We start from the raw sequence: 21,680 nt of genomic DNA, 5'->3' as shown, positions 1-21,680 counted from the left end.
TCTCCTCCTATTCATTTCTCAATTTCAGACCACGAATCTTTAATCTCTTTTGCAATTCTGGTGCAAATAAAACTAAAGCGAGCAAGATTGCATTAAAGAGACGAACCAGGTTTTGATCTAGATTTGGAATTTCATAGATATTTAAAATAATCAAACGGTAAACAATAGCACCGATTCCGATGGATAACAAGCGACCTCCAATGGTCAAGTCGTGAATCAAGACTTCCGCAATAATGACTGCACTCAAACCAACAACAATGGTTCCTGTCCCAGAAGTCACATCTGAAAATCCATCATTTTGGGCAAACAAGGAACCACATAGGGCAATCAAGCCGTTTGAAATCATGTAACCAACAATCTTCATGGTGTCTACATTGACCCCATTTGCCTCACTCATCGGGATATTGTCACCAGTCGAACGCAAAACCAAGCCAATCTCTGTTTTCATCAAAAGAGTCAAGACCAAACAAACAAGTAAGAGACAGGCCAAACTGAATGAGAAAACAGCTTCTTCAGTTGTCAGCCCTAAGCTCGCCAATTGTTTAAAGACAGTTGAAGAATCTCCCAAGGAAAGATTGGGCACACTTCCCATGATTTTAATATTGATGGAATAAAGCCCTGTCAAGGTCACAATCCCTGTCAAGAGAGCTGGAATTTTCATCTTGGTATGGAGCATTCCTGATACTAGACCTGCTACCATACCTGCAAACAAAGCAAGTAAAGTCGCAATCCAAGGATTTGTCCCTGCCTGTATCTGCGATACAACAACAGCTGCACCCAGAGGAAAGGCTCCTTCAGCAGTCATATCCGCAATATCCAAAATACGAAAAGTCAAGTAAACCCCAATGGCCATAATCGACCACAACAAACCTTCTGATAAACTAGATAATACAAAACTCATCTTAAACCTCCCTATTCCTTGCTTTCTAACTTACTAATATCAATTCCTAGTGCATCTGCCATTTCTTGGTTGGTATGCAATTCCAGCTTTTCAGGCAACTCAACTGCTATATTTTCTGGCTTCTCACCTTTTAAGACACGAACCAGCATTCTTGCTGTCTGACGTCCCAATTCTTCATAATTGGTTCCGTAGTTATACAAGCCACCAACCGCAATCATTTCTGTTGAACCACCAAATACTGGAACCTTGTGTTTAATAGAAACCTGCTTAACTGTTTCCATGGTTGACGAAATGGTATTATCCGTTGGGACAAAAACCATATCCACCTCTGCCATCAAGCTTTCTGCAGCAGCCTTGACGTTGTTACTGTCCAAGATTGTTTTTTCAACAACGCTAAAGCCTTTTTCTTCCAGAAGGCGCTTAGCTTCATCCTTTTGGACAACCGAATTTGGCTCGCTCTGAGTATAAAGAATTCCAATTGTTTTAGCTTTTGGCAACACTTTCTTTATCAAATTGATTTGGGTTGAAATGGCATCTGATGACTGATCGCTTGTCCCAGTTACATTGCCCCCAGGATGTTCTCTTGACTCAACCAACTTGGCACTGACAGGATCTGTTACCGCTGAAAAGATAACCGGTGTCGTTTGTGTTGTATTAGCCAAGCTCTGAGCAGAAGGCGTTGCGATAGCTAGAACGACATCACTAGATTCTGCTAGTTGCTGGGAAATCGTTTTTAGATTTCTTTGTTCTCCCTGTGCATTTTGCAAATCAATCTCGATATTTTTCCCTTCAATATAACCTTGCTTGCCCAGCTCATCCACAAAACCTTCTCTAGTAGCGTCTAGAGACTGGTGGGTAATAAATTGTGAAATACCGATACGAAATACATCTTTTTTCTTATCTGCCTTCAACTGATGCAAACTGATCAGAGAGGTTAAGAGGATCCCCACTACCAAGAGGGGTGCTAGCAATTTTCGAACAACTTTCATAATGAAACTCCTTCTCAGAAAAGATAATACTCAATGAAAATCAAAGAGCAAACTAGGAAACTAGCCGCAGGCTGTACTTGAGTACGGCAAGGCGACGTTGACGTGGTTTGAATTTGATTTTCGAAGAGTATAAAACAAAAAACCGCCTAGATAATACCTAAACGGATGCTTGAAAAAATCTAACAAGTTATAACTTTGCTAGTCCATTTAGATATTCATCTATATGGACCACAATCAAAAATCTTAGCCACATAGATACAAACAAATTGCTTGAACTGTTTGCATCCATGGTGACATGTCTACAAACACTATCTAAAGTAGCTAAAGTAAAAGTTTTGATTCATCGTTACAGCTTGTTTCTTATTCATTTCTTTTTCTGCTTTCTTTTTTGATGTTTCCTATCTTACCACCTTTTTCATTAGCTGTCAAGAATATTTCAGAATTTTTTAAAATTTTTCGAAAATTCTTTCAGGATATTTGCAAAGTATTTTCAAATCAGCCCAACAAAAAAAGGTTTATAATTTCCATAAAAGTTGACATGGAAATTATAAAACCATTATTAGTTTAACCCTTGTTGGTAACGCGCCAATTCGGCTTGGTTAGCCCAAACATAGTGACCTGGACGGATTTCAACCATAGAAGGTTTGTCAGTATCATAGTCGTGTTGACTTGGATCGTAAACCTTCAAGACCTTCTTACGTTCCAAGATTGGATCTGGGATTGGTACCGCTGAAAGCAAAGCCTGAGTATATGGGTGAATTGGATTGTTAAACAATTCTTCTGTTTCTGCAACCTCTACAATAACACCCTTGTAAATAACCGCGATACGATCTGAAATAAAACGAACAACCGACAAGTCATGAGCGATAAAGAGATAGGTCAAACCAAGTTCTTTTTGGAATTTTTTGAGCAAGTTCAAGACTTGGGCACGAACAGAAACGTCCAAGGCTGAAATGGGCTCATCCGCAATAACAAAGTCTGGTTGCATGACCAAGGCACGGGCAATACCGATACGTTGACGTTGACCACCTGAAAACTCATGAGGGTAACGAGTCAAGTGCTCAGCAAGCAGCCCCACTTCACGGATAATATTTTTAACTTTCTCTTTACGTTCTTCTTCATCTTTGAACAGATGATGATTGTAAAGACCTTCAGAAATAATATAATCAACAGTCGCACGTTCATTCAAACTTGCCGCAGGGTCTTGGAAAATCATCTGGATACGACGAATCAATTCTGCAGCTTGTTCACGCGATTTCTTACCATTAATCTTTTGACCTTCAAAAATGATATCTCCATTGCTTGTATCATTTAGACCGATTATCGCACGACCAATAGTTGTTTTCCCACTACCGGACTCACCTACAAGCGAGAAAGTTTCTCCCTTGTTGATAAAGAAGTTAGCATTTTTAACCGCGACAAACTTCTTACTTCCTTCACCGAAGGAAATTTCTAAATCTTTGATTTCTACTAATTTTTCAGACATTTCCTTCCTCCTAGTCTTCCAGATGGGTAAATCCCATTTTTTCACGGATCTTATCGTGGAGATTTGCAATCACAGCTGGTTTTTCTACTTTTGGAGCATCCTCATGAAGAAGCCAAGTTTTAGCCCAATGTGTCTCTGATACTGAGAATTGAGGAGCTTTTTGTTCGAAGTCAATCTGCATTGCATAGTCTGAACGCAAGGCAAAGGCATCCCCTTTCAGGTCAGTATAAAGTGACGGAGGTGTTCCTGGAATTGAGTAAAGATCTCCTTTATCATCAGCAAGCTGAGGCAAGCTAGACAAGAGACTCCATGTATATGGATGGCGAGGGTCATAGAAGACTTCCTCAACAGTTCCATACTCAACGATTTCTCCTGCATACATAACTGCTACCTTATCTGCAATACTTGCTACCACACCAAGGTCGTGGGTGATAAAGATTGTTGTGAAATGGTATTCGTTTTGTAAAGATTTCAGCAAATCAATAATCTGTGCTTGGATAGTCACATCCAAGGCTGTTGTTGGCTCATCACAGATCAAAACATCAGGTCGGCAGGCAAGGGCAATAGCAATTACGATACGTTGACGCATCCCTCCAGAATATTGGAATGGGTATTCATCAAAACGTCTATCTGCATCTGGAATCCCAACCTTATTCATGTAGTCAATGGCCAATTCTTTTGCTTCTTTAGCTGTTTTTCCTTGGTGTTTTACAATAACTTCTGTAATCTGACTACCAATTGTTTTAATTGGGTCCAAACTAGTCATTGGATCTTGGAAGATAGTCGCAATCTTAGCACCACGAATTTGTTCCCAATCCTTGTGAGAAGACAAGGCTGTCAAATCCTGACCACGGTAGTCAATGCTACCTTGGGCAATGCGACCATTTTCTTCAAGCATACCTGTGAAAGTTTTTGTCAAAACAGATTTTCCTGATCCTGACTCACCTACCAAGGCTAATACTTCTCCTTCAACCAGTTCAAGGGAAACGCCGCGAATGGCTGTCAATACTTTGTCACGAACGTCAAATTCCACGACAATATCGCGAGCAGTCAAAATTACATTTTTTTCTTTTGTCATTTCTACTCCTATCTATGTGTACGTGGATCACTAGCATCCGCTAAGTTTTGACCAACTACGAAAAGGGACAAGGATACCAAAACAAGGGTTGTCAATGGAATCCAGAACAAGTAAGCATTGGTTGTTACGTTTTGTGAATAATCTGAAATCAAACGACCCAAACTTGGCACTGTAATCGGTAATCCAAGACCGAAGAAAGACAAGAAGGCTTCGTATGAGATAAAGCTTGGAAGCATTTGTGTCATCGTTGTCACAATAACAGATACCAATTGAGGCATGATGTTTTTAGCAACAATCTTCAAGGTTGGTGTTCCCAAAGTACGTGACGCCAAGTTGTATTCCAAATCACGATAACGCAAGATTTGCACACGGATCATGAAGGCAATTCCAATCCATGTTGTCACACTCATGGCAAAAATCAGATTCCAGAATCCAGCTCCGATTGAGTAAGTCAAGACAATGACAATCAAAAGAGATGGGATGTTTGAGATGACATTATAAACTTCCATCATCACGCGGTCAACTGATTTTGAAATTCCCCAAATACCACCGACAAAAACACCGATAACCAAGTTAATCACTGTCGCAATCACAGAAATGAGGATAGAGTTACGAGCTCCGAACCAGACACCGTCAAAGAGCGATTTACCGTTACTGTCTGTACCGAACCAATGCTCAGCATTTGGCTTGATATAACGAGCACTAAAGTCGTTTACCTTGCTGACATCATTGAAATCAAACTTAGAAAACATTGGGTAGATGAAACTCATCAAAATGATGGCTACCAAGATTCCCAACATGACTACAGTTGATTTTTTCTTCATAAATTGTCTAAACACTGATTTCCAGTAAGAATATGCTGGCGCATCAATAGTTTCAGAGGCAAAATCGTCACGTTTTACAAACTGAAATTTTTCTTTATCGATTGTAGACATTATTTGCCTCCTTTCTCAGTCAATTTAATACGTGGGTCAATAATGGTCATCCAAATATCTCCCAAAAGAAGTGAGAAGATAGAAATACATGTAAAGATGAAGACAAGACCAACAACCATAGAGTTATTAGATGCTTTTACAGAGTCAATCAACATTTTACCCATACCTGGGAAGGCGAAGACTGTTTCAGTAAGAGTTGCACCACCGATAACCCCAATAACGGCACCAGGAATTCCTGAAACCAGCGGAACCATGGCATTTTTAAAGATGTGTTTGTTTGAAATTTCTTTTTCAGACAAACCTTTTGCACGAGCAAAACGAACAAAGTCTTGAGATTGCAAGTCAATCATGTAACGACGAATCCAAATAGCTGTAGCAGGAGCACCCAACAAACCAAGGATAACTGCTGGTAAAACATAAGAACGCCAATCTCCAGCACCCAAGATAGGGAACGAATCTGGAAGACCAATAGATGATCCAATCAAACGAACGATGTAAACCAAGGCAATGGTTGGAAGAGCAAGCAAGAAGGTCAAAACCCCTGTTGAGAAGCTATCGATCCAAGTGTTCTTGAAACGAGCCATGGCTGAACCAAGTGGCACGGCAATCGCATAAGAAATCACCAAACCAATCAAACCAGCAATAGCAGAGCTGACAATCATAGATGGATATTGGTAATTACTTTCAGTCGCTGTGTAAGGATCATCTTTCCCATAGCTAGCTACTTCACGAGAGTCAGCCTGACTAGGTGACTTGTAGGTTCTTGAGTAAATATTTACAGAAGACGTTTTCTTACCTGTTGGGAACTGAACTTGGGCAGTTTTGGTTTGTCCTTGACCTTGAGTAATAACCTGAAGAACTGGTGTATTAGCATAGGTTGGATAAGAGTCACCTAAATTGATATTCACAAAATTTTGATGCACAAATGGGAACTGACTGTTGAAGTACAAGAGATATTTATGTTTAGTACCTGAACCGACCAATGACCATCCGATAGCTGGATCATTTTCGAAACGAAGGTAGCGTTTCAAGTCTGGATTTTCAGGGTCTTGAATTTTATTTGTATGGTCAATGTCAATCAAGTTAGCATAGAAGTGAAAAACACGTTCAAAAATTGGAATTTCACGAGTAGCATAGAATTGACCACTTTCAGTAAATTCTCCCAAAGTCCAACCATGACCTAATTGATTGATGTACTTTTCATAAATAGCTTTATTGGTCGCATTTGCTTCTACTGTTACAGAAGAATCCATGCTACTTGCCTTTTCTTGCAACTCTTTAGTATCGTAGTACTCAATGTAGCCCATACGCTCAAACACAGTATTTTCATAGTTATCACGTTTATCAGCTGTTGTCGCAATTTTATTATAGTTAGGATCCTGCTTGAAAATCAATTTTCGAGGAACCAAGGTATAGATAATCGTGTAGGTCAAAGTCGTTACTAAGAAAATCGAAACCAATGACCGCAAAACACGCATAAAAATATATTTTTTCATATTATTTCCTTTAAAAATCCCAAAAGAACCTTCTCCTCATGGAGAGAAAGTTCTATTAGAAATTATTTACTTCACATGGCTTGCCAATTCTTTTTGAGCTTTCTCATTTGATTCAGCTTTTTCTTTCAACCATTTTTCACGAGCTTTTTCATACTCTTCTTTGGTGATTGCTTTTTCACCAACTTCAGTGTACTTCAAGTATCCTGAATTTTCACCTTTAAGACCGGCTACAGAATATGATGAGCTAAATGGTAGAACTTTTGAAACATATGAAACAGCTGTTTCTTTAGGAGAAGCCATTACTGGAATTGTCAAAGCATTGTCAGTCAACCAAGCTTGTGCTACCGCGTATTTTTCATAACGTTTTTGAACATCTTGGTTTTCGCTGTTTGCATCATCAAGTAATTTTCCATAGTCAGCTAAAGCAAGTTTGCTTACTACTGATGCATCAGTGTTTTGGTCAATACCAAGGTAAAGGCGAGTGTTTTCTCCCTTGATGACAAACTGATCCAAGAAAGTAGAAGGATCTTGATAGTCAGGGTTCCATCCTAGCAAGGTGTGGATATCCCAATCTTGCTCTTTAGCTGTTGGAGCACTAAATGAAATTGGTAAAGCTTCTGCTTGAGTCATTTGTTGCAAGTCTACAACAACATTATCTGAACCCAATACTTTTTCAATTGATTGTTTCAATGATTGAACACGGTTTACAACCGCTGTTGATTCTTGGATAACCAAGGCATCCAAGTGGATTGGGAATTCAACACCTTCAGCTTGTAGGCTTGATTTAGCTTTAGCAAAGACTTCTTTAGCTTTTTCTTCATTGTAAAGGCCATTTTGAGAATCTGCTAGAGATACGTTTGACCAAGTAGAAGAATTTGTCTTAGCCAAGCTATCTTGTACCAATTCACCAAATGTTTTCTTACCAACTTGAAGATTATAAGGTGCAAACGTATTACGGATGGCTACTGCAGCTCCATCGGTACCATTTGTTTGAGCTGAATAAGAATTGCGATCGACCGCAAAGTTCAAGGCTTGACGGAATTCCTTGTTTAGCAATGCTTTCTGAGTAGATGTCTTTTGGGCATCACTTGTTTTGGCAGTGTGGTTATACGTTGTACGGCCATAATTCAAGCTGACAGTTGCAACACCAGCACCTGGTTCGTTAAAGTAAATGTTATCTTTGAAGTCAGCTGCATATTTTTCATATGTAGAACTTGTAGGGAAGATACGAGCTTTGCTATATTGACCATCAGAAAAACCTTTGGCAATTACATCTTGATCCTTACCATCCCAGAAAGTGAACTTAACGTTCTCAATTTTTACATTTTCTTTATCCCAGTAAGCGTCATTTTTAGCCATCTCGATAGATGATTTAGGAGTTACAGCCTTCAAGACAAATGGACCGTTATAAAGAATAGAGTTAGCATCGGTTGGGGCACCAAAACCTTCCCCTTTTGAAGTTAAGAATTCTTCATTAACCGGCATCAAAACACCACTAGTTGTCTTGTCATTCCAGAAAGTTTCTGGCTGGTTCAAAGTATATTCTAGTGTTTGATCATCAAGTGCTTTTACTCCAACGGTTGAAAAGTCGCTTGTTTCACCCTTGATATAGGCTTCTAATCCTTTAATAGAAGAGCTAACGATTGAAAGTCCTTTTGATTTTCCATCTACGGCGTGTTTCAAACCAGTAACGAAGTCTTTAGCAGTTACAGGAGCGTATTCTTCTCCCTCTGCTGTCACCCATTTAGCATCCTTACGGATTTTATAGGTATAAGTCAAACCATCTTTTGAAACTGTCCATGATTCAGCAATAGAAGGAACTAAATTACCATATTTATCATTAGCCAACAAACCATCTACTGCATTTGTTGTGACGAATGATGTTGAATCGATATTGCTGACGATATAATCCAAGGTTTCTGGATCTGTTTGATAAACATATTGGTAATCTTTTGCTAGTTTAGCATTATTTGAACTAGTGTTTGAACACGCAGCTAGAACTCCTGACGCTAATAAGGTAGCCCCCGCTACAGCAAGCACTTGACTTTTTTTCATTTATTTACTCCTCTTATAAAGTATAGGTTATTATCAATTATATCATAGATTTCAAGAAAAGTAAACGAATTTTCAGAATATTTAGGCTTATTAACACAAATTTTTCATTTTTTCTGAATATATGATTCAAATTGTCGTTCGAAGTATCAAAGGCTACAGCGAAAATAGGAAATTTGACGCAGAAACTTTGGAGCTTAGAAAGACCTATAGTAAAATGAAATACGGACTGAACAATGTGATTTTGGAATTTAAATTAAATTATAATAATATTGTAGAAGTATCATTCTAGTATTCAAGATTCAATTTACTATATCTTTTTCACACCAACCTTATTCCAAATTCAATTACTTTCGTGATTTACACATATAGATTAAGACTATCTTTTATACTTTAAAATTTCTCGCTACCTTATCCACTATATACGCCTTGCTATCACGTTCCTGTTAGTAGTGCCACGATTTCGCTATCCCTTCCTTTGACAATTCTTATTTCCTGCGTCAGACTTAAAACGATCTATCCCCAGACCATTTTAATCCACTACCTCACGATAGTCAGGCTTGGGGAGAGCTATTGTATTCACCGATAGTGGAGCCCTACAGAGGACTTACACCTCAGATGCACGACATGTCCAGTGTATATAAAAATCTCCCACCCAAGGTAGAAGATTGTAATCTTATATACTTAATCCGTCATGTCCGATACCAACGTTCGATGCTCCAATGGAATACTGCACATAACTAACAAGAAAATGAAACCTGACTGAATCCAGAAGAGGGCCAAGTCAAAGATTCCGTGCACAGCAACCACTGTAAGGAAAGATAGATAAAGGCCGATAATCGGGCGTTTCCCCGACTCCTGACTCATATCCATCATCAAGCGAACAGGAGCAACAGAAGACAAAACTAATAAAATAGTCCCCACAATTCCGTAACTCAGAATCGTATCGATATATAGACTGTGAGCATGTTCATGATAAGGAGCATGTATCCGAGGATAAGAGTGCATATAAGTCAATGGCCCTTCACCCCAAAAAGGATTTTGCTTAAACAAAGCCATCCCAGCATCCCAGATAGAAATGCGTTCTTCCATAGAAGAGTCTAAAGTCCCCATCCGAACTCCCAAATCACTAGAAAAGAGGAAGCTCAAGCCGATTGCGAAGACCCCAATACTAAGCCAAAAGGCCTTCCAGTTTTTAATGGTCGTAAAGAGATAAATAATGGCTCCAGCGATAATAGCAGGAAAGGCAGTTCGATTTTGCGTAAAATTCAAACCAAAGAGATTCACAAAGCCTGCAATCACACAGAATACTTTCAACCAATTCAACTTGGTCGTTGTAAACAGATAGAAGGCAATCATGATACAGAAACAACAAATAATTCCATAATAATTAGGATTAAAGAAGGTCACTTCTGCACGATTCTGATGCCACACCTGCATGTTAGGTGAAAGAAAAGCATAGTTGAATTTCTTCACAATTTGGAAATGCTCTAAACTCGCAAAAACAGCTGACAAGACGCTACCAAATAAGACGAGCTGCAAAATCAAGCGAAAGAATTTATGGGATAAAATCGACTGATAATACAAAAAGAAAATAGTAAATAGAAACATTCCTACTGAAGCCACAAGCCCCATCCAATTTTGTGCAAGAATGGATATAACAGTACTATAGCCAAGAAAAAGAAGCAGCATCGGATGCTCCCCCATTTTCTGAAGAATACTTTTCATGTCTCCTGTAAAAATCAAACTGATAATATATAAACAGAATACAACTACAAAAAGATAAAAGGGCAAAAAGATACTCAGGATAATTCCCAATAAAATCAGCTCTTTACTAGACAACCCTTTCAGCTTTTCAATAAAGCCTATTGATTTCAAAATGAATCCTTTCTCTCCAAATCAGTTGATTCAGATAATAGTAAGCTATCCTATATTGTACCACTTTTTTAGCAATTTGAAAACAAGGGAAACGTTTTCAAAAATAAAAACCCTATCATGGTAACGTCTCACACTAACTTCCACCATAGCGGAACTTAATCTGAAACGCTTTCAGATAAGGGGATTTTGTGCGCTCTTTTTTTCGATCCCCTTCGGCTACAAAAGCGATGAAATCAAGCATGATTAAAACCAGTGGAACTTACCCTGACACGGATTTCCACTGGTTTTTACGATTTTTATCAGACTAACTTCCACTTCTACTAGCGGTGGAACTTAGTTTGGGAATTTAGCAAAACCCTATTTTATCCACCATATCAAATTTTCAAAATGTTACTTCAATTCCGTTCTCAATTACCCGATAAGCCTGATTTTGCAAATCAATTTCTGCTACTGCTGTTACGGACTTATCTTTATTTTGACGTTTGATTACAATGCTATGGGCTGTTGGTGTTTCAACGTCAATAGTTCCTTCTAGTTCAAAGTCTTCTGAACGGTTACGGAAAGAAAATAGATTGAGAAGGGCCTTCACTACAGGACGTTGGACTTCTTCTGCTATTTCCTCGTTGCTATAGTAATGACGATTAATATTTCGACCTTCTTTAGTTTCTTCTAATAATTTCAAGTCATTCTTGCCTGCTAATAGACCCACATAGTAAAGCTGAGGAATACCTGGGGCAAAAGCTTGAATTAGACGAGCGAGAAAATACTTGACATCATCATCTCCAAGCGCAGAATAGTAGGTTGAATTGATTTGGTAGATATCTAAATTGTTATACTCGGCACTAGAGTACTTACGTTTGACATTAGCTCCAACCTTATAGAGTTCATTTGAAGCATAGTCAATCTCTTCATCGGTCAGGATATCCTTGACATCTACTACTCCAATCCCATCATGGGTATCTAGCGTCGTAAATTGCTTCATCGGGCTCATCTTTAACCACTTAGCTAAACGCTCTATTCTGGAACTGTAAAGAGTATAAAGTGTTACCATTGGAAGGGCAAAATCATAAACATAGTAATCGTGATCCGCTATTTTAAACTGAATCGAATAATGTTCATGAATCTCAGGTAAGAGCTCTGTCCCATACTCAGCAGCGATATCTCGAACTTTGTCCAATAAATCCCAAATATCTGGTTCCACAAAGAAATCATTGGTATCCAATTTCTTCACTGCATAAGCAAAGGCATCTAAGCGAATCAAATCACACCCATTACTTGCCAAGTGCTGAATGGTCTTACGGATAAATTCCATCGTTACTTCTTTGGTCACATCAAGATCAATCTGCTCCTCACCAAAGGTATTCCACAAATGTTCTACTGAACCATCTTCAAACACAATCTCTTGCTTTGGTGCACGATCCTTACGCTTGTAAATTAAGTCTACATCAGCTTGTGTCGGACGGTTTTCTGGCCAAAACTTATCCCAGTTTAGAAAGAGATCTTTAAATTCACTGGCTTCATGTTTTTCTTGATAGTCCTTATAATACTTGGATTGACGAGAAATATGATTAATCATAAAGTCAAACATCAGATAATATTTCTCACCTAAACGCTTAACATCCTCCCAATCACCAAAAGCTGAATCCACTTCGTCGTAGTCAACTGGCGCAAATCCACGATCACCTGTTGATGGGAAAAATGGTAGAAGGTGAACTCCCCCAATAGCATCCCCAAAATGCTCTTCCAAATTCTCATATAAGTCTTTAAGATTATTTCCCAGACTATCTGAATAGGTAATCAACATGGTTTTATTCTGAATTGGCATCATTACTCTCCTTTTTCTAATTGAAGCCAAGTCTCATTGACTTGGCTTCGTAAATCAAATTCATTTTAAATCTCTATTTATCATCAAACTCGTACTAATATAGACTGTGATAAACTAAGTACTACTTTCTTGTCTTCTACATAGAATTATCAACAAGCTGAACCCTTCCTCTGTGTCAGAGACTATAGATTCCATGAGTTCTTCTTACTTCACTGCTCCGTTGCTCATTCCTGCGATGATATGGCGTTGGAAGAAGAGATAGACAATGGTGATACTGATAATGCCGACCACGTAAGAGGCAAAGCTTGGTCCGTAGTCGTTGAAATATTGGCCTGCGTAGTTGTATTGGAACAAAGGCAGAGTCCACATTTTGGAATCCCGGTTCAAGACAAGGAGTGGCAACATGAAGTCATTCCAGAACCAAAGGGCATTGATGATCATGGTTGTCGCATGCATCGGTTTCATCATTGGGAAGATGATGCGGAAATAGGTTGTAAATTGATTAGCCCCATCGATCTCTGCTGCTTCATCCAGACTTTCTGGAATCGAGATTTTGATATAGCCAACATAGAGAAAGAGGGTCTGTGGAATCGCATAGGTCAAGTAGAGCAAGATCAAACCAAAGGTATTAGCCAAACCGAGTTTACTCATCATAACCGTAATCGGAATCATGATGACTTGGAAAGGTACGAAGATTCCGAGGATTAAGAGGGTATACATGATGGTAAAGGCTTTTCTTTTACTCATATTGCGAGCGATGGAGTAGGCTGCCATAGGGATAAAGATCATTACTGCAAGTAAAGACAGTGATGACGACAGAGTTCCAATAATAGCCTCCGATCCCATCAGCTAAGAGACGGCTAAAGTTGTCCCATGTGAAGTTGGTTGGAAAGCCAAAGAAATTATCTACAATATCCTTAGTGGGTTTGAAGGAACTAAAGAGGGTAGCAAGGAGCGGCACTAAAATCAGAACCGATCCTAGAATCAATAGAATGTATTTGCCAATCAGGTCTTTTCTTTCATCTTGTTTCATCATGCTTCTCCTCTTAAATTTCAAATTTCTTAGATACTCTCAATTGGATGATCGAAATCACTACAATTAAGAAGAACAAGATTACGGCAATGGCATTGGCATAACCGAATTGGTTGTTTTTAAAGGCATAGTTATAAACCAAAAGCCCAAGTGAGGTTGTGGCATTGTTTGGACCACCACCGGTCATGGCAAAGACTTGGTCAAAGGCAGTCAGCCCACCTTTTAGGGCTAGGATAAAGACCATAGAGACACTTGGTAGCAAGTAAGGCAATTCAATGTTCCAGAAAACTTGCTTGCTAGTCGCGCCATCAATCCTTGCTGCCTCTGTAATCTCAGTTGGAATAGATTGCAAACCAGCTAGGAAGATGATGATGGGCATAGCCACCCCTTGCCAAAGAAGGACAAAGACAGCCGCAAAGATCGCTCCCCACTTAGTCCCTAAAAGACTGGTTTGGAGAAATTCAATATGAAGGGCATGCCCAATCGCTGGAAGACCGTAGTTGAAGACTTGCTTGAAAATCAAAGCCACTGTCAAACCAGACAAAACAGCTGGGAAGAAGAACCAAGCACGGAAGAAGGTTTGGGCTTTGATTTTAGAGTTCAAGACACGCGCAATGAAGATCCCGAGTGCAATCTCACCAACCACCATGGCAATCGTAATGATTGCGGTAAAGCCAATCGCATTCATGAATTTTGGATCCATGAAGAGGAGCTTAAAGTTGTTTAAGCCGACAAATTTGTAGTTATAAGTCAATCCTGTCCAGTTAGTAAAACTGTAAAAGGCTCCTTGAAACATCGGCACATAGAAGAAAATTGCTTGTAACAAGAGGGGAATGACCACAAAAGCCCATGCCCAATATTTTTGTAATACTTTTTTCATAGTCTCTCTACTCCTAATCCACATCCGCTTTCATCGGGTTAAAGAAGGCATTCAAATCATTGACCATGCCTTGTTTATCACCGGTCAAGACATAGTTCATGGTCAAGGTATGGAAGTCTGCTTCACTGGTCCAGTATTGTTGCAACCAGACCAAGTGACGATCCGTAAAGGCATATTCGGTCATACCAGCAAGCGGTGAATCTTCTCCTGCTTGTTTGACCCCTTCGATCGCTGTTGGAGATCCGTCCACATCGTAGTATTTTTGCATAACTTCTGGACGGGTCATATATTCCACAAAGGCATTGGCTTCTTTTGGATGTTTGGTGGCAGCTGAGATAGACCATGCCAAGTCTCCCGCACCAACGGTTAAGCTTTGTCCTTTTTCTTTTCCTGGAATCATGAAGGTCCCAATCTTAAAGTTCGGTTTTTGTTCATTAATCGCTGTGATCGCCCAAGACCCATTTGGTGTCATGAGGACATCCCCACGTGCGAAGGCTCCGATAACATCGGTATAGCCAGCACCTTCCCAGTTCTTTTGCTTAGAGCCATTGATGCGAAGGATGTCCATGACCTTGATGTCATCTTTCATAATCGAATCCGACAATTTAATGGCATTTGGTTGAGAATAACGAAGGTATTGATTGGCTTCTTTTCCTCCACCTGTTGCTGTCGCAAAGGCTAATTGATTGTAACCATTGAGTGTCCAAGCATCTGCACCTGCAATTCCAAATGGTGTTTGTCCTTTAGTAACGATGTCTTTGACTAACTGTTCAAATTCATCCCAGGTTTCAGGAACCTTCAAGCCCAGCTCTTCGAATTTATCTTTGTTGTAGTAAATTCCATAAGCATTAGCTGTAAAAGGAACGTTGTAAACTTTTTCGTTTACAGCATATTTTTCAGCGTAGCCATTTTTCACGCGTTTCAGGTAGTCTTTGTTGCTCAAATCTTCAAAGACACCTGCTTTTGCCCATTCTTGCAGTTCGATGGACTGTGGGTAAATATTGACCACATCAGGCACATCTCCTGCGAGAACACGTGTCTTCAATACTTCACCAGCATTTGGTACATTGACGACTTTGACCTTGATCTTAGGGTTTTCCTTCTCAAAATCACGAGCGATTTCTTCCAAGGTTTTGGTCATTTCTTTTTTCTGGTTGAAATACTCGATGGTCACTGTGCCATCCGCAGATTTACCATAGTTGGAGCAAGCGCCGAGCCCAAACAAAGCTAAACCTGTAATTGCAAGAAGTCCGATTTTTTATACCATTTCATTGGAAAGCCTCCTTTATAAATTTATACACCTTTATTATAGTCTTCTAAAAATATACTGTCTACTCAAAAAATCTCCTTGGGATAAGATAACAGTTAAGCCTGCATACATGAGTTCTGCACCTGAGTAAACTTCGCCATTTTCCTGTAATTCATATAGTCCCTCTTCATCCAAATCTTTTAATTTTAAAGTTGTTTCCATGGCCTCTACAACTGACAAAACGCGAACGTAGGTTACAATCGTTTGATTGCCGTAATTAAATTGTACAGCTGCTTCATTGGATTCAGTATCAGGGTTAATGAGTCTATACTGTTGTCCTAACTGAACTACTGGTCGTAATTCTTTATACAAGTTCACCTGATTAGCAATCTCAGCTTTCTCTTCATCTGATAAACTTGTCAAATCAAGCTCATATCCCAAATTTCCCATCATTGCTACATGACCGCGTGTTTCTAATGGTGTCATTCGTCCCATCTGATGATTCGGTACTGCTGACACATGAGCCCCCATAGAAATGGTTGGATAGAGATAGGATGAGCCGTATTGAATTGGTAAACGTGCAATCGCATCAGTATTATCACTTGCCCAGACTTGTGGGAAATAGCGTATCATACCCAGATCATTTCGTCCACCACCACCAGAGCAGGACTCAAAGAGAATATGGCTGTGCTTCTCTGTCAGATAAGAAACGAGTTCGTAAAGCCCCAACATGTACTGATGAGATTGCATCTTTGTCTCTAGATAGTTCGAACCATTCCCTAGCTTAGTCATATTACGATTCATATCCCATTTAATGTAATCAATCTCATGATAAGATAGGAGTTCATCTAAGACAATTTTCAAGTATTCTACTACCTGAGGATTGGCAAGATTAAGTACTAATTGATTTCTAGAATAGGTATGCTCATAGTCAGGAACCTGAATAGCCCAATCAGGATGTTTACGATACAAATCACTATCTACAGAAATCATCTCAGGTTCTAACCAAAGTCCAAACTGCAAACCTCTTTCATGGATATCTGAAATCAGACTTTCAAGACTTCCACCCAGTTTTGCCTCATTCACACTCCAGTCACCTAAAGCACGATTATCATCAAAGCGATTACCAAACCACCCATCATCTAATACAAAAAGTTCAATGCCAACTTTCTTAGCCTCATCTGCCAACTCTAACAGTTTTTCTCTCTGGAAGTCAAAGTAAGTTGCTTCCCAGTTATTGATTAGAATTGGGCGTTCTTTTTTAGAAAATTTACTTGGCAGAATGTGCTTCAGTACAAAATTCTGACTTTCATGACTAACACCAGTTAATCCCTTATCTGAATAGGTCACTAAAGCTACCGGTGTTTCAAAATTTTCCTCAGGGTCTAACTTCCAAGAAAAGTTTTCTGGATTTATGCCAATAGCCAGCCGAACTTCATTCAATTGATTTTTTTGAACAAAAGCTTCAAAGTTGCCACTATACATTAGTTGAATAGCAAACACATTTCCAGCATCCTCTGTGACTCCTTGATCACATAAGAGAAGAGCTGGTGTTTGAGCATGCCCAGAAGCCCCACGGTTCGAACTAATCGAAAAGATTCCTTGTTCTACCTGTTGACGTCTGACAGTCTTTTCACGAGCATAAGCACCCTGCAGAGTTACAATTTCGTAATCCGCAGCTGGAACATCAGCCATAAAAGAAAAATCTTTATGGATAACAACTTCCTGATTACTATTATTCACTAATTTACTGTAGCTAGCAATTGTCGCATCATTATCAAAAGCAGTATAATATAAAGTCAGACTAAGTTGAGCCTTAGAATCTTCTAAAATCAAGGCAAGAGTCTCTGTACCATCCATGCTATGTGGGGAAGGTAAACCCTGTGGACCATTTTGACCTTTTAAAATCTTTGCTTCTATAAAACGAAAATCTGTTACCTCAGTTGCATCGTGCTGAACCTGTATAGTTGGTTTCCTAAAATCTCCTAAGCCATGTTGCCCAAAAATCTGTCGCTGAGTATCTAAACTAAAGGTTCGATTATGAGCCGTTGGATTTCCTGAAAAGGCATGGTCTCGTTCATAAACACTATTGGAACCTTTATAGTTCTTAATAGTCTTTCCTAAATGTTTCAAAAGTAAGTACCCATTTCGATTTTCAATAATCAAACTTAAATTTTTACTCTCAACATAAAATAGATTATTCTCTATCCTAACTCCCATTTACTTCACCTCATCACTTTAATGATTCTATTTTATCATCTGAAATCGCTTTCCAAAATAGAAAAATGTCTCAAGAATATGGTAAAATGTTAGGTAGGAGGTAGCACATGTTAGTTTTTTCAGAATACCAGACTGGAACAATCGACCTTTCCCTAAGCTTTTATGGATATGAGGAATGCACACCTAATTACTCTTTTGGTCCAGCCATTCGTGATACATACGTTCTACATTACATTAGTAAAGGACAAGGAAAATTTCATTACAATGGTAAAATTGTTGATTTAAAAGAAGGAGATTTCTTTCTATTAAAACCAGATGAATTAACCTTTTATCAAGCAGATAGTAAAGAGCCTTGGGCCTACTACTGGTTAGGAATCACTGGAGGGAAAGCTCCTGATTATTTTGCTCTTTCTCAAATTTCTAATCAATCCTATCTCATCCAATCTGAAACTTGTCATACCCAGACTACTGCAAGACTCATCTCAGACATTGTCCGCTTCGCTCAGATTACCAAATCAAATGAATTAGCTCAACTCCATATCATGGGACAACTCCATGAACTGATGTTTCATCTGGGAACTATTGCTCCCAATCAGAAAAAAAAGAATATTTCATCAACCCACCAACTCTATCTTGAATGCAAACGATTAATTGATAGCCACTATCCTCAATCACTTACAATTCAAGATTTAGCAAAAGAACTATCCGTTCACAGAAGCTACTTATCAAGTGTATTCAAAGAATTTAACACCTTATCACCCAAAGAATACCTACTTTACGTTCGAATGCACCGAGCTAAACAACTTCTCGAAAATACCCAAGAGTCTATCAAGGTAATTGCATACTCGGTAGGTTTTTCAGATCCACTACATTTTTCGAAAGCTTATAAACAATACTTTAATCAGACTCCAAGTCAAACAAGAAAAGAATATTCTCAACACCAACTAGTGAGAAAGGAAACACTATGAAATCCTACCAAGCCGTCTACCAAATTCTAGCTAAAGAAACCGATTATATCAGCGGAGAAAAAATTGCAGAAGAACTATCACTGACCCGAACATCAATTTGGAAAGCCATCAAGCGGCTAGAACAAGAAGGCATTGAAATTGATAGTATCAAAAACAAAGGCTATAAATTGATGAATGGAGACCTTATTCTTCCAGAACTTCTAGAAGAAAATCTTCCAATTAAAGTCAGCTTTAAACCCGAAACAAAATCAACACAACTAGATGCAAAAGAAGCAATTGATTTAGGCCATGAAGCAAATACCCTATATCTAGCTTCCTATCAAACAGCAGGCCGAGGCCGTTTTCAACGTTCCTTCTACTCACCACAAGGTGGCATTTATATGACACTCCATCTCAAACCAAATCTCCCCTATGACAAATTACCATCCTACACACTACTTGTAGCTGGAGCTATCTACAAAGCCATTAAGAACCTAACTTTAATAGATATCGACATAAAATGGGTCAATGATATCTATCTAAACAATCATAAAATTGGAGGAATTCTCACTGAAGCAATGACATCTGTAGAAACAGGCTTAGTCACAGATATCATTATTGGAGTAGGAATCAACTTTACTATTAAAGACTTCCCACAAGAATTAAAAGAAAAAGCTTCTAGCTTATTTAAAACTACAGCTCTAATAACAAGAAATGAATTAATTATCGAAATATGGCGTGCTTTCTTCGAAACACCAGCAGAAGAGCTATTATACCTATATAAAAAACAGTCATTCGTTCTTGGAAAAGAAGTCACTTTCACACTAGAGCAAAAAGACTACAAGGGACTTGCTAAAGACATCTCTGAAAGTGGAAAACTTTTGGTGCAATGTGATAACGGAAAAGAAATCTGGCTCAATAGCGGAGAAATTTCACTCAAGAGTTGGAAGTGAAATAACACAATTATAATATAAACGATATAAAAATAACTTCAGATTAGTAATTCAATTAAGTTTTACAGATCTGAAGTTTTATTGTCTCTAAAAATAAAAAAGAGAGTTACAAACTCTCATTAAAACGGAGAATAAGGGATTCGAACCCTTGCGCCAGTTACCCGACCTAACGATTTAGCAAACCGTCCTCTTCAGCCTCTTGAGTAATTCTCCAATTAATGGGCACGAGTGGACTCGAACCACCGACCTCACGCTTATCAGGCGTGCGCTCTAACCACCTGAGCTACGCGCCCAAGTTAAAAAACTTGGTAATTTGAACAAAGTTCAAAGCGGGTGACGAGAATCGAACTCGCGACAACAGCTTGGAAGGCTGTAGTTTTACCACTAAACTACACCCGCATAAATACTATCAATTAAATGGCGCGAGACGGAATCGAACCGCCGACACATGGAGCTTCAATCCATTGCTCTACCAACTGAGCTACCGAGCCTTATTGCGGGAGCAGGATTTGAACCTACGACCTTCGGGTTATGAGCCCGACGAGCTACCGAGCTGCTCCATCCCGCGTTAATATAAAAGGAGGATGTGGGATTCGAACCCACGCACGCTTTTACACGCCTGACGGTTTTCAAGACCGTTCCCTTCAGCCGGACTTGGGTAATCCTCCAATATTCAAATGGACCTTGTAGGACTTGAACCTACGACCACTCGGTTATGAGCCGAGAGCTCTAACCAGCTGAGCTAAAGGTCCGACAAGATCATTATAGCGGCGAAGGGGATCGAACCCCCGACCTCCCGGGTATGAACCGGACGCTCTAGCCAGCTGAGCTACACCGCCATGTATCGGGAAGACAGGATTCGAACCTGCGACACCTTGGTCCCAAACCAAGTACTCTACCAAGCTGAGCTACTTCCCGAGTTAAAAAGAAAAATGCACCCTAGAGGAGTCGAACCTCTAACCGCCTGATTCGTAGTCAGGTACTCTATCCAGTTGAGCTAAGGGTGCTCATTATATTATGCCGAGGACCGGAATCGAACCGGTACGATCGTTACCAATCGCAGGATTTTAAGTCCTGTGCGTCTGCCAGTTCCGCCACCCCGGCCTCTCTAAGCGAACGACGGGATTCGAACCCGCGACCCCCACCTTGGCAAGGTGGTGTTCTACCACTGAACTACGTTCGCACTGTTTTCTTCTATCTAAAAATGCCGGCTACATGACTTGAACACGCGACCCTCTGATTACAAATCAGATGCTCTACCAACTGAGCTAAGCCGGCTCATTTATTATATCTTAATGCGGGTTAAGGGACTTGAACCCCCACGCCGTTAAGCGCCAGATCCTAAATCTGGTGCGTCTGCCAATTCCGCCAAACCCGCAGATATGACCCGTACTGGGCTCGAACCAGTGACCCATTGATTAAAAGTCAATTGCTCTACCAACTGAGCTAACGAGTCTAAAATAACTTCCGTTATCTTAAACGGTCCCGACGGGAATCGAACCCGCGATCTTCGCCGTGACAGGGCGACGTGATAACCGCTACACTACGGGACCTTTGGGAGTTAACGGGATCGAACCGCTGACCCTCTGCTTGTAAGGCAGATGCTCTCCCAGCTGAGCTAAACTCCCTAGAGCTAAGCGACTTCCATATCTCACAGGGGGCAACCCCCAACTACTTCCGGCGTTCTAGGGCTTAACTTCTGTGTTCGGCATGGGTACAGGTGTATCTCCTAGGCTATCGTCACTTAACTCTGAGTAA

At 39.7% G+C, this 21,680-nt stretch carries 13 protein-coding genes, 17 tRNA genes, 1 rRNA gene and 2 pseudogenes; 2 read left to right on the top strand and 31 right to left on the bottom strand.

The window, feature by feature from the left end:
• Nucleotides 1-7: 7 nt before the first annotated feature.
• The 13 genes and pseudogenes from OVN23_RS04630 to OVN23_RS04570 form a co-directional block, all read right to left on the bottom strand.
• Nucleotides 8-901 carry an ABC transporter permease gene (locus OVN23_RS04630; protein WP_173213164.1) on the bottom strand — a complete coding sequence of 298 codons (894 nt, stop codon included), beginning with the start codon at nt 899-901 and terminating at the stop codon, nt 8-10.
• Between the two features lie 11 nt (nt 902-912).
• Complete coding sequence (locus OVN23_RS04625; RefSeq protein WP_173213165.1) at nt 913-1,890, bottom strand: ABC transporter substrate binding protein; 978 nt, start codon at nt 1,888-1,890, stop codon at nt 913-915.
• Between the two features lie 559 nt (nt 1,891-2,449).
• Complete coding sequence (locus OVN23_RS04620; protein WP_173229299.1) at nt 2,450-3,376, bottom strand: ATP-binding cassette domain-containing protein; 927 nt, start codon at nt 3,374-3,376, stop codon at nt 2,450-2,452.
• 10 nt (nt 3,377-3,386) lie between these two features.
• Nucleotides 3,387-4,454 carry an ABC transporter ATP-binding protein gene (locus OVN23_RS04615; protein WP_173229297.1) on the bottom strand — a complete coding sequence of 356 codons (1,068 nt, stop codon included), beginning with the start codon at nt 4,452-4,454 and terminating at the stop codon, nt 3,387-3,389.
• An 8-nt stretch (nt 4,455-4,462) separates the two neighbouring features.
• On the bottom strand, nt 4,463-5,389 hold the full coding sequence (gene oppC, locus OVN23_RS04610; protein ID WP_000103703.1) for an oligopeptide ABC transporter permease OppC: 927 nt from the start codon (nt 5,387-5,389) through the stop codon (nt 4,463-4,465).
• Nucleotides 5,389-6,885, bottom strand: coding sequence for an ABC transporter permease (locus OVN23_RS04605; RefSeq protein ID WP_267240681.1), 1,497 nt, complete (start codon nt 6,883-6,885; stop codon nt 5,389-5,391). Before OVN23_RS04605 ends, oppC begins: the two co-directional genes overlap by 1 nt.
• Before the next feature lie 66 nt (nt 6,886-6,951).
• Complete coding sequence (locus OVN23_RS04600) at nt 6,952-8,940, bottom strand: peptide ABC transporter substrate-binding protein (RefSeq protein WP_267240680.1); 1,989 nt, start codon at nt 8,938-8,940, stop codon at nt 6,952-6,954.
• 681 nt (nt 8,941-9,621) lie between these two features.
• Entirely contained in the window at nt 9,622-10,815 is a 1,194-nt protein-coding gene (locus tag OVN23_RS04595; RefSeq protein ID WP_267240679.1) for an O-antigen ligase family protein, read from the bottom strand.
• A 382-nt stretch (nt 10,816-11,197) separates the two neighbouring features.
• On the bottom strand, nt 11,198-12,640 hold the full coding sequence (gene gtfA / locus OVN23_RS04590) for a sucrose phosphorylase (protein ID WP_267240678.1): 1,443 nt from the start codon (nt 12,638-12,640) through the stop codon (nt 11,198-11,200).
• Nucleotides 12,641-12,844: 204 nt separating this feature from the next.
• Nucleotides 12,845-13,673, bottom strand: a pseudogene (locus OVN23_RS04585) (carbohydrate ABC transporter permease).
• Nucleotides 13,674-13,686: 13 nt separating this feature from the next.
• On the bottom strand, nt 13,687-14,553 hold the full coding sequence (locus tag OVN23_RS04580; RefSeq protein ID WP_050253864.1) for a carbohydrate ABC transporter permease: 867 nt from the start codon (nt 14,551-14,553) through the stop codon (nt 13,687-13,689).
• A 13-nt stretch (nt 14,554-14,566) separates the two neighbouring features.
• Nucleotides 14,567-15,825, bottom strand: a pseudogene (locus OVN23_RS04575) (extracellular solute-binding protein).
• A gap of 34 nt (nt 15,826-15,859) precedes the next feature.
• Nucleotides 15,860-18,022, bottom strand: coding sequence for an alpha-galactosidase (locus OVN23_RS04570; protein WP_267240676.1), 2,163 nt, complete (start codon nt 18,020-18,022; stop codon nt 15,860-15,862).
• A 107-nt stretch (nt 18,023-18,129) separates the two neighbouring features.
• On the opposite strand from OVN23_RS04570, the gene OVN23_RS04565 reads away from it, so the two are divergent.
• Together OVN23_RS04565 and birA are read left to right on the top strand one after the other, a co-directional pair.
• Nucleotides 18,130-18,990 carry an AraC family transcriptional regulator gene (locus OVN23_RS04565; RefSeq protein ID WP_112445783.1) on the top strand — a complete coding sequence of 287 codons (861 nt, stop codon included), beginning with the start codon at nt 18,130-18,132 and terminating at the stop codon, nt 18,988-18,990.
• Nucleotides 18,987-19,922, top strand: coding sequence for a bifunctional biotin--[acetyl-CoA-carboxylase] ligase/biotin operon repressor BirA (birA, locus tag OVN23_RS04560; RefSeq protein ID WP_164227023.1), 936 nt, complete (start codon nt 18,987-18,989; stop codon nt 19,920-19,922). The genes OVN23_RS04565 and birA overlap by 4 nt, the downstream gene beginning before the upstream one ends.
• A gap of 125 nt (nt 19,923-20,047) precedes the next feature.
• On the opposite strand, the gene OVN23_RS04555 is transcribed toward birA, so the two are convergent.
• The 18 genes from OVN23_RS04555 to rrf form a co-directional block, all read right to left on the bottom strand.
• A tRNA-Ser gene (locus OVN23_RS04555) sits at nt 20,048-20,135 on the bottom strand.
• Between the two features lie 6 nt (nt 20,136-20,141).
• Nucleotides 20,142-20,215 (bottom strand) — tRNA-Ile (locus OVN23_RS04550).
• Nucleotides 20,216-20,250: 35 nt separating this feature from the next.
• Nucleotides 20,251-20,321 (bottom strand) — tRNA-Gly (locus tag OVN23_RS04545).
• A gap of 19 nt (nt 20,322-20,340) precedes the next feature.
• Nucleotides 20,341-20,413 (bottom strand) — tRNA-Phe (locus tag OVN23_RS04540).
• A 3-nt stretch (nt 20,414-20,416) separates the two neighbouring features.
• Nucleotides 20,417-20,490: transfer RNA gene (locus OVN23_RS04535), tRNA-Met, on the bottom strand.
• Nucleotides 20,491-20,500: 10 nt separating this feature from the next.
• Nucleotides 20,501-20,590: transfer RNA gene (locus tag OVN23_RS04530), tRNA-Ser, on the bottom strand.
• A gap of 10 nt (nt 20,591-20,600) precedes the next feature.
• A tRNA-Ile gene (locus OVN23_RS04525) sits at nt 20,601-20,674 on the bottom strand.
• Nucleotides 20,675-20,687: 13 nt separating this feature from the next.
• Nucleotides 20,688-20,761: transfer RNA gene (locus OVN23_RS04520), tRNA-Met, on the bottom strand.
• 5 nt (nt 20,762-20,766) lie between these two features.
• A tRNA-Pro gene (locus OVN23_RS04515) sits at nt 20,767-20,840 on the bottom strand.
• Nucleotides 20,841-20,855: 15 nt separating this feature from the next.
• Nucleotides 20,856-20,929, bottom strand: a tRNA-Arg gene (locus OVN23_RS04510).
• Between the two features lie 11 nt (nt 20,930-20,940).
• A tRNA-Leu gene (locus OVN23_RS04505) sits at nt 20,941-21,026 on the bottom strand.
• 7 nt (nt 21,027-21,033) lie between these two features.
• Nucleotides 21,034-21,105: transfer RNA gene (locus tag OVN23_RS04500), tRNA-Gly, on the bottom strand.
• A 22-nt stretch (nt 21,106-21,127) separates the two neighbouring features.
• A tRNA-Thr gene (locus tag OVN23_RS04495) sits at nt 21,128-21,200 on the bottom strand.
• A gap of 18 nt (nt 21,201-21,218) precedes the next feature.
• Nucleotides 21,219-21,300: transfer RNA gene (locus OVN23_RS04490), tRNA-Leu, on the bottom strand.
• Between the two features lie 5 nt (nt 21,301-21,305).
• Nucleotides 21,306-21,378 (bottom strand) — tRNA-Lys (locus OVN23_RS04485).
• A 24-nt stretch (nt 21,379-21,402) separates the two neighbouring features.
• Nucleotides 21,403-21,475 (bottom strand) — tRNA-Asp (locus tag OVN23_RS04480).
• Nucleotides 21,476-21,477: 2 nt separating this feature from the next.
• Nucleotides 21,478-21,550 (bottom strand) — tRNA-Val (locus OVN23_RS04475).
• 4 nt (nt 21,551-21,554) lie between these two features.
• Nucleotides 21,555-21,670 (bottom strand): 5S ribosomal RNA (rrf, locus tag OVN23_RS04470).
• Nucleotides 21,671-21,680 lie beyond the last annotated feature (10 nt).

It is taken from the genome of Streptococcus sp. Marseille-Q6488 (assembly GCF_946902925.1).
In the GTDB taxonomy this organism is placed as follows: domain Bacteria; phylum Bacillota; class Bacilli; order Lactobacillales; family Streptococcaceae; genus Streptococcus.
The sequence above is the reverse complement of the archived record's forward strand: the minus strand, read 5'-3'. Positions and strand labels throughout refer to the sequence as shown.